Here is an 8,970-nt window from a genome sequence, read left to right on the forward strand (position 1 = left end):
CTTGGCTACGGACGAGGACGAGAAGACTGCCGGCGAGACGGCGCGGACGGTTCAGGGGTTCCTGGCGCTGCCGGGGCCGGTGGAGGACCGTAAGGAGGTGTTCGCCGGATGCGTGGCGGAGGTCGTCAGGGTCCTCGGGCTCGATGTCGCCCGGGAGCCGCAGCCCGGCGATCCACGAACCTGGGTGAACCATGCTCGGACGGCGCTGTACAAGGCCTGCCGCCGGGAGCTGATCCTTTCCGAGAAGTCCTTCCAGACGCTGATCAAGGCAGCCGTCTACGACCCCGACCCGAGCTTCAACCGCCATTTCCTCGAGCCCGCGCTGAACGCGTTCGGGCCCAGGCGGGTCCAGGCCTCGCTGCTTGGATACCTGCGGACCGGCACGGACCTCGAGCGGGCGGGCGCGGCGAATGCCTGGTACTGGTCGGCTCTACCCCTGCGCATGCCCACCGTACGGGCGGAGCACTCCGCAGCCACCGGTCCGGCGGAACCCGACGACGCCGCAACCGTGAGGGCCGAGTGGTACGAAACCGCGCTGCGCGAGTTCGTGAGCAACGAGCACCTGGACGTCCGGCGCTGCATCCTGCCGGGCCTGCCGCTCCGGAAGTCGGCTTATCCGCCGGAACTGCACGATCTGGTGGACGCGGCCGTGGCGATAGCCCGGTCCCATCCGGACGAGTACATCCGCCACCGCGTGGAACACCAGGTCGGTGACTGACGCCCGCACTGGGCGCGCTCAACCACGGCGATTCCCGAGAACTCCCGCAGGAAGGTCAGGCCGCTTCCTTGGGGTGCGGGTGGTTCCGGAGCTCCACGTTGCCATCGCTGACCGTGAAGTGGTCGCCCCGGAGACGGGCTTCCCGGCGCTGTGCGGCCAGGGCGGCGCAGACCCTCCCTGGCCCTTCATCCGGCTTTGACCTGGTACTTCGCCTTTGCGGTGATCGATGGCGATCCAGGGCGGGCACCCCGGGGCCCGGCCGGTGGGGCGGGCGGCAGGACAGAGGGCGGGACGGACGGTGGGGCGGGCGCAACCGGGGGGTACGGGCCTACGATCGTCCAGGGAAAGCACTGCCGGGCCGCCGCCCGGCGGCGTAACTTAGCAGCCGAGCCTCCCACGCAACCCACCCGTCACCGCAGAGCCGCAGAGCCGCAGCCGCGATCCAGCCAGCCAGCCCGCGTCCCGCAGAACCGCCGAGGGGTCCCGTGACCGTCCATCCCAGCCTCCAGACCTATGCCGATGCCTGGACCCATGCCGTCGAGGCGATAGCCGAACTGGTGCAGCCGCTTGTGGAGGGGGAGTGGAACCGCGTCACGCCGTGCCCCGCCTGGTCGGTGCGGGACGTGGTCTCGCATGTGATCGGGATGGAGTCGGAGATGCTCGGCGACCCCCGGCCGATCCACACCCTCCCCCGCGATCTGCTCCATATGCGCAGCGACTTCGCCCGCTATGTCGAGGTGCAGGTGGATGTGCGCCGACATCACACCGGGCCGGAGATGACGGCCGAGCTGGAGTATCTGATGATCCGGCGGGCCCGGCAGCTGCGGAACGAGAGCCGGGGGCCCGACACCATGGTCCGGGCGCCGCTCGGGGCCGAGCAGTCGCTGGAACTGGCGATGCGGATGCGGGCGTTCGACTGCTGGGTGCATGAGCAGGACCTGCGGGCGGCGCTGCACCAGCCGGGGAATCTGGACTCACCGGGGGCCCATGTCACCCGGGATCTGCTGCTGGAGGCGCTGCCCAAGGTGGTGGCCCGGGACGCGGGCGCCCCGCCCAACTCCGCCGTGGTGGTGGATGTGCACGGGCCGCTGGAGTTCCTGCGGACCGTCCGGGTGGACGCGAACGGCCGGGGCACCGTCGACGGTTCGCCCTCGCTGGGCCCGGTGGTCTCGCTCTCGCTGGACTGGGAGACCTTCTACCGACTGGCCTGTGGACGGGTGACACCCGCGGCCGTCGCCGACCGGATCAAGGTGGACGGGGACCAGGAGCTGGGCGCGGCGATCCTCGGCGCCTTCGCGATCACCCCCTGAGGACCAGGGAGACGGTTAGACGGGACACCCCGCGACCGGCCACGGGACCGGTCACGGGGTGCGCTTCCCCGGGTACCCCGGATCGGGGGAACGGGTACCTCAGGGGGTCATGACCGCCACCAGCGCGCCGAGGTGTCGCGCAGCGTGTTCGTACCGCAGTGCACCTCACCGCCGCCGAAGTGGTAGCTGTTGTAGTCGTCCAGATAGACCGTCCGCATGCCCGCCCTGGCGTACGCGGCGCTCACCGCCTCGCCGAAGACATCGACACCGCCGATGACCGGCCCCCACTGCTTGGCGGAGAGATAGTCCTTGTCGCTGAGGACCACGCCGTTGACCGCGCCCGGGATGTACGCGAGCGTATGGGTGACGACGGGGGCGACCGAGTCGCCCGCGATCCGCTCCCGGTCGGTGCCGCCGGTCAGGACATCGGCGCCGAGCCGTCCGAGCTTGATGCCCCGGGGTCCCTTCGCCTCCTTGCCACCCTTGTCGGCCTTATCGAACTCATCGGCCTTGTCGGCCTTGGTTCCGTTGGTCCTCTTCGCCGCCCCCTCGGGTATCTCCGGCTCCGCGAAGAGGCTCGGGACCTTGATGATCTCCTTGTCGGTGACCCCGGTCTCCTTCTTGAGCACCCGCAGATTCGCCGCGATCCGCTCCTGCGCCAGCTGGTTGTCGGCCAGGAACTTCCGGTCGGCCAGCGCCTGGTCGATGGTCACCCTCGGCGCGGGCCTGCCCTTGACGCCGGGCACGGAGAAGACCCGCTTGCCGCCGTGGCCCTCGGCCTTCGCCTTGCGGAGGATGTCGAGACCCGCCTCGGGGTCGGAGACGGCGATACGCCAGCCGCGCTCCGTCTTCGCCGGGAGGAACTGCACGAACTCGTCGACATGGCCGACCGCCAGCCAGTTGGTGTCCAGCAGCAGCGGCTTCTGCATCCCCTGCTTGGTGCCCCGGTCGGCGCCCTGCGAGGAGAGGAAGGTGGTCATCGACTTCGCGGGCTTGATCCCGTAATCGCCCCACTGGCCCATGATGATCCGGCCCGCCGGATAGTCCTTGGAGCCGTTGCGATAGGGCGGGATCGTCTCCAGATTGCCCATGGAGTTCAGGGTCCAGCCCGGGTTCTCGGCGGTGGGCCCGTCGAACTGGACCACGCCCACGTCCCGCCCGCGCAGCTGCGTGAACAGCTCCCGTCCGGCGTCGCGGTCCGGCTGCGCGGAGCGGATCATCACCCGCAGGGCATGCTGCTTGCCGTCGGAGCCGGCCATGCTGACATAGCCGGGCTCCACGAAGTCCTGGGCCCAGGGGTCGTCGATGTCATCGAGGACCTTCAGCGGCTTCGGTACGCCGGCCTGGCGCGCGACCGGGCCGAGTTCCTTCACGAACTTGTGCTGGGCGGGGGTGAACCAGGGTGCGCCGGGCATGTCGCCGGCCACCTTGGAGACCACGACCTGCTGGGTCCGCTGGACATGGTGATGGGTGAGGACCGGCGCGGTCCGCAGGGTGACCTCGTCGGAGGAGGTCCGGCCCTGGGCGTCGGTGAGTGTCACCCGGACCACCACCGTGCCGTCCCAGACGGCGGCGTCCCGGACCACATCGGTGGCCTCGACACCCAGCTCCAGACCGTAGCGGAGCGCATCGGTGCCGATCCGGTCCGAGGGGGTGAGCTGGCGCCAGCCCCGGAGCTGGGTGAAGACCCGGGCGCGGTCGGCGCGGGAGCCGTCCTTGTCGAGGATCTCGACCCGGGCGGTGGTCCCGTCGGCCAGCTCCCGCTGGGGGACGAGCCGGAGCCGGGCGAGGTCGAGGGCGTCATGGGCCCCGTTCACCACGGTGTCCGCCGCGTCGTTGCACCGGGCCAGCTCGGCGTCGGTGAGCGGCCGCCCGGAGCCGTCGCGTACGGGGCAGTCCTTCCGGTCGTCGTCGATATTGGGCAGGACCACCGCACCGCGCCGCTTGGTCCAGGTGTCCTCGCCCGCGGTGTCGGAGTCACCGCCGATGTCCACCCTGCCGTCGCGGTTGACATCGGCCCGCAGGTCCACGACCGGGGCGGCGGGCGCCCGTTCCGTGCCGGTCGCGGACGCCTGGGTGCCCAGGGTGCCGACGAGGGCCCCGGCCACACCGGTGGCCACGGCGGCTGTTCTCCATCGCTGGATACGCAAAGGGTTCTCTCCTCGTTCGTGCCGTACAGCAGGAGAGGCGCGGTACGGGACGGCCGAGTTGAGCAAGGAGGGGCGGAGTTGCCGAGAATGGCCGAAAGGGACCGAACCACCCCGTAGCCTTTGTCCGGATTTCGGTCAACCCTGCTGGGGGCGCCGGGAGATCTCAGGCGGGTACGTGGACCGCCTCCACCCGGCTCGCCACCAGCCGCTCCCGCTCCAGCCGCGCCGCCCGCCCCTTCAGCCGCAGGATCTGTACGACCCCCAGCGCCTCCAGGACGAAGACACAGGAGAAGGCGGCCCGGTAGTCGCCCCCGGTCGCGTCCAGGAGCAGCCCGATCGCCAGCAGGGTGGTCATCGAGGCGGTGAAGCCACCGACATTGACGATCCCCGACGCCGTGCCCTGCCGTTCGGGCGGATTGGCCGGGCGGGCGAAGTCGAAGCCGATCATCGACGCGGGTCCCCCGGCACCGAGCACCACGCAGAGGGTGATCAGCAGCCACATGGGCGCCCGGTCCCCGGGATGGGCGAGGGTCGCCGCCCACACCAGCGCGGTGGCCGCGACCGTACCCAGCGCCAGGGGCACCCGCGCCGCATGATGGCGCGCGATGATCTGCCCGTACACCAGCCCCACCACCATGCTCACCAGCACCACCAGGGTGAGCAGGGATCCGGCGGTGGCCCGGCTGAGCCCCTGGGCCTCGATCAGGAACGGCATCCCCCACAGCAGCATGAAGACCATCGCGGGGAACTGGGTGGTGAAGTGGGTCCACATGCCCAGCCGCGTGCCGGGCTCCCGCCAGCAGAGGGCGATCTGCCGCCGGACGAAGCCCGGCTCCCGGGGACGCGCGCGGACGACCTCCGCCCTGCGGCGCACCCGTATCCCGGCGGCGGTGTCCCCGGGGTGGTCCCGGAGGAAGAGCAGCACCAGCACCAGGGCGACCGCCCCGGCCACCGAACTCCCCGCGAAGGTGGCCGTCCAGCCGACATCGTGCAGCAGCCGGGCGACGAGCACGGTGGAGACCAGATTGCCCGCCATCCCGAAGAGCGCCGCGACCTGCGCGATCAGCGGCCCGCGCCGGGCCGGGAACCACCGGCTGCCCAGCCTCAGCACACTGATGAAGGTCATCGCGTCACCACAGCCGAGCAGGGCACGGGCGGCGAGCGCCATCCCGTACGACGGCGAGAGCGCGAAGCCCAGCTGTCCCAGGGTGAAGAGCGCGGCCCCCAGCGAGAGCACCTTCTTGGTGCCCAGCCGGTCGACCAGCAGCCCCACCGGTATCTGCATCCCCGCGTACACCAGCAGCTGAACGATGGAGAAGGTGGAGAGCGCGGAGGCGTTGACGTCGAAGCGGTCCGCCGCGTCCAGCCCGGCGACCCCGAGCGAGGTGCGGAAGATGATGGCGACGAAGTAGACGCCGACCCCCACCCCCCAGACCGCCAGGGCCCGCCGGCCGCCCGGCGGGTCCCCGGGTATGGCACCGGGGGCGCTCACCTGACCTCTCCCCGGGCCAGCGTGGAGAACCATCCGACATGGCGGCGGACGAGCGCCGCCGCCCGCTCCGCGTCACCGTCGCGCAGCGCCTGGAGGATCTCACCGTGCTCGGTGACGTTCTTGGCGATCCGGTCGGGGTGGGAGTGCATCACGGCCACCCCCATTCGCAGCTGACGGTCCCGGAGCTGGTCGTAGAGGCGGGAGAGGATCTCATTGCCCCCGTGCCGGACGATCTCGGCGTGGAACAGCCGGTCGGTGACGGCGACGGCGGCGAGATCCCCGGCGGCGCCCTGCGCTCTCTGCTGTTCCAGCAGCTCCTCCAGACGCTCCACCAGCCGGGGTGGCGCGGGTACGGCCTTGCGCGCCGCATGCTCCTCGACCAGCAGCCGGGTCTCCACCACATCCGCGATCTCCTGCGCGGAGACGGCGATGACCAGTGCGCCCTTCTTCGGATAGAGCTTGATCAGTCCCTCGACCTCCAGCTTGAGCAGGGCCTCGCGCACGGGGGTACGGGAGACCCCGACCGCGTCGGCCAGTTCGCCCTCGGTCAGCAGGGTGCCGCCCTCGTACCGGCGGTCCAGGACGGCCTGCTTGACATGGGTGTAGACACGGGCGGCGGCGGGAGCGGCGACGGTCATGCGCACAGCTTAGATACAAGAAGGGGCGGGGCCAATGGCGCACAACCGGCGCACTCGGTGCGAAGCCTTCCGGCCACCTCGGATGGGTCACGGCCGGAAAATCTCCCGCAGGTTGAGACGTACGCCACGTATCCCGCGCTTTCTACACCCTTTTGGCCCTACGAACCGTCAGAATGTGGGGCCCTCGCTTTCCCGAGGGCCGGCTCACAGACCGACGACGGACCCCACTTCCGGAGTGTTCCTTTGAGACTCAACAACACGAGCGTGCGCAGAGCCGCCTCGGTTGTCCTCGCGGGTGGGCTCATGCTCACCGTCTCGCCCCTCGCCGCACCGGCCCAGGCCGCTGACAGGCCGGCGGCGAAAGCACCGGCCAAGCCGAGCATCAAGGCCAAGGCCGGCTATCTGATGGATCTGAAGAGCGGCAAGAGCCTCTTCAGCAAGGGTGACAGCACCCGCCGCGAGATGGCCAGCACCACCAAGATCGCCACCGCCATCACGGTGCTCAAGACCAAGGGCCTCGACCTCAACCGCAAGGTCACGGTCAAGCAGACCTATCTGGACCATGTCTTCCTGGAGGGCGGCTCCTCCGCCAAGCTGCGCGTCCACGACAAGGTCACGGTCCGCCAGCTGCTCTACGGTCTGATGCTGCCGTCGGGCTGCGACGCCGCGTACGCCCTCGCCGACACCTTCGGCAAGGGTGCGACCACCGCCGCGCGCACCAAGTCGTTCATCGGGATGATGAACAAGACGGCCACCGGTCTGAAGCTGAAGAACACCAAGTTCGACTCCTTCGACGGCATATCGCACGGCAAGCTGACGAACTACACCACGCCCAGCGACTTCGCCAAGCTCACCCAGCACTCCCTCACCAACAAGACCTTCCGTGAGGTGGTGAAGACCAAGACGTACAAGACCACCGCCACCACCGGCAAGGGCGGCCCGTCGAAGTACGTGTGGGACAACACCAACCAGCTACTGGACGGCAAGGGCTACAAGTACCAGGGCGCCATCGGCATCAAGACGGGCACCGGCAGCGCGGCGGGCAAGTGCCTGGTCTTCGCCGCCACCCAGGGCTCGAAGACCTATGTCGGTGTGGTCCTGAACTCCACGGACCGCTACGGGGACGCCAGGAAGCTCCTCGACCACGGCTTCGGCAAGAAGACGGCGAAGACCATGCAGATGCGGTCGCTGCCGGCGGATGTGCTCGACTGATCCGCACCTCCCCGAGGACAGGCCAGGGGCCCGTGACACCCACCGTGTCACGGGCCCCTGGGCTTTGTGCCGTTCCGCTCCCTCAGCTCCAGGTGAGGAGTTTTTTGGGGTGTTCGAGGAGGGTGGCGGTGTCGGCGAGGAGTTTGGAGCCGAGTTCGCCGTCGATGAGGCGGTGGTCGAAGGAGAGGGCGAGGGTGGTGATGTGGCGGGGTTTGATCTTGCCTTTGTGGATCCAGGGTCGGGGGCGGATGGCGCCGACGGCGAGGATGGCGGCTTCGCCGGGGTTGAGGATGGGGGTGCCGGTGTCGATGCCGAAGACGCCGACGTTGGTGATGGTGACGGTGCCGCCCTGCATGTCGGCGGGGGCGGTGCGGCCCTCGCGGGCGGTGGTGACCAGGGTGTCGAGGGCGCGGGCGAGGTCGGGCAGGGGGAGGGTGTGGGCGTCCTTGATGTTGGGGACGAGGAGCCCTCGGGGGGTGGCGGCGGCGATGCCGAGGTTGACGTAGTGCTTGAGGACGATCTCCTGTGCGGTCTCGTCCCAGGCGGCGTTGGCGCCGGGGTTGCGGCGGAGCGCGACGAGGAGGGCGCGGGCGATCAGCAGCAGGGGTCCGGTGCGGACGTCGGCCAGGTCGGGGTCGTCCCGCAGCTCGCGGGCGAGTTTCATGGTGCGGGTGACGTCGACGGTGATGAACTCGGTGACATGGGGGGCGGTGAACGCGGAGGCGACCATGGCCTGCGCGGTGGCCCTGCGGACACCCTTCACCGGGATCCGCGTCTCCCGGACGCCTTCCGCCACGGCTGTCACGGCGGTTTCCGGTACGGCGGCGGGCGCGTCCCCGGTCGTGTTCCCGGTCGTGTCGGGGGCCTGTGGGGGCCTGGCGGCGTGGTGGACGTCGTCGCGGGTGATGATGCCGTCGGGCCCGGTGGGGACCACCCCGGCCAGATCCACCCCGAGATCCTTCGCCAGCTTGCGTACGGGAGGCTTCGCCAGCGGCCGCGACACCGCACCGCTCTTGCCGTTCCCGTTCACCGCCGGAGCGGCGGCCGGAGCCGGTGCCGGTACGGGAGCCGGTGCCGGTACGGGAGCGGGTGCCGGGGCGGCCGGGGCAGTCGTGGCGGCCGGGGCCGGGGTCTGCTGCTTGCGGGGGCGGCGCTTGGTGGAACTCTCCGCCACGCCGTAGCCCACCAGGACCGGCTGGCGGCCCTTCGGCTTCTCCTCCACCGGGGCGGCCGGTGCCTGCGCCTGCGCCTCCGCCTGCGCGCCGGTCCCGGCGGCGGCCTCCGCGCCGGTCTCCTGACCGGTGTTCACCGAGATGATGGTCTGTCCGACGTCGACGGTGGTGCCTTCGGTGTAGCGCAGTTCGTGGACGGTCCCGTCGAACGGGATCGGCAGCTCGACCGCCGCCTTCGCCGTCTCCACCTCACACACCACCTGCCCGTCGGTGACCGT

General features: G+C 70.4%; 7 protein-coding genes. 3 read left to right on the forward strand and 4 right to left on the reverse strand.

The features are described from left to right. The first annotated feature begins 1 nt into the window (after position 1). Both ABT354_RS36770 and ABT354_RS36775 read left to right on the forward strand, forming a co-directional pair. Positions 2-718 carry a hypothetical protein gene (locus ABT354_RS36770; protein WP_351502165.1) on the forward strand — a complete coding sequence of 239 codons (717 nt, stop codon included), beginning with the start codon at positions 2-4 and terminating at the stop codon, positions 716-718. 485 nt (positions 719-1,203) lie between these two features. Next, positions 1,204-2,028, forward strand: coding sequence for a maleylpyruvate isomerase family mycothiol-dependent enzyme (locus ABT354_RS36775; protein WP_351502167.1), 825 nt, complete (start codon positions 1,204-1,206; stop codon positions 2,026-2,028). A gap of 107 nt (positions 2,029-2,135) precedes the next feature. Here the strand turns inward: ABT354_RS36775 and ABT354_RS36780 are convergent, their stop codons facing one another. The 3 genes from ABT354_RS36780 to ABT354_RS36790 form a co-directional block, all read right to left on the reverse strand. After that, positions 2,136-4,178 carry a protein-arginine deiminase domain-containing protein gene (locus tag ABT354_RS36780; protein WP_351502169.1) on the reverse strand — a complete coding sequence of 681 codons (2,043 nt, stop codon included), beginning with the start codon at positions 4,176-4,178 and terminating at the stop codon, positions 2,136-2,138. 163 nt (positions 4,179-4,341) lie between these two features. Beyond that, a complete protein-coding gene (locus ABT354_RS36785) occupies positions 4,342-5,703 on the reverse strand; it encodes an MFS transporter (RefSeq protein WP_502983573.1) in 1,362 nt (453 codons plus the stop codon). Then, positions 5,667-6,308: a GntR family transcriptional regulator gene (locus ABT354_RS36790; protein WP_351502173.1), complete on the reverse strand. Its 642-nt coding sequence runs from the start codon at positions 6,306-6,308 to the stop codon at positions 5,667-5,669. The genes ABT354_RS36785 and ABT354_RS36790 overlap by 37 nt, the downstream gene beginning before the upstream one ends. Before the next feature lie 264 nt (positions 6,309-6,572). On the opposite strand from ABT354_RS36790, the gene ABT354_RS36795 reads away from it, so the two are divergent. Next, on the forward strand, positions 6,573-7,520 hold the full coding sequence (locus ABT354_RS36795) for a D-alanyl-D-alanine carboxypeptidase family protein (RefSeq protein WP_351502175.1): 948 nt from the start codon (positions 6,573-6,575) through the stop codon (positions 7,518-7,520). 82 nt (positions 7,521-7,602) lie between these two features. On the opposite strand, the gene ABT354_RS36800 is transcribed toward ABT354_RS36795, so the two are convergent. Continuing rightward, the coding region (locus ABT354_RS36800) for a dihydrolipoamide acetyltransferase family protein (protein WP_351502177.1) at positions 7,603-8,970 on the reverse strand (1,368 nt) is incomplete at its 5' end.

Origin of the sequence: Streptomyces sp. NPDC000594 (assembly GCF_040299965.1) — a bacterium.
GTDB lineage: Bacteria > Actinomycetota > Actinomycetes > Streptomycetales > Streptomycetaceae > Streptomyces.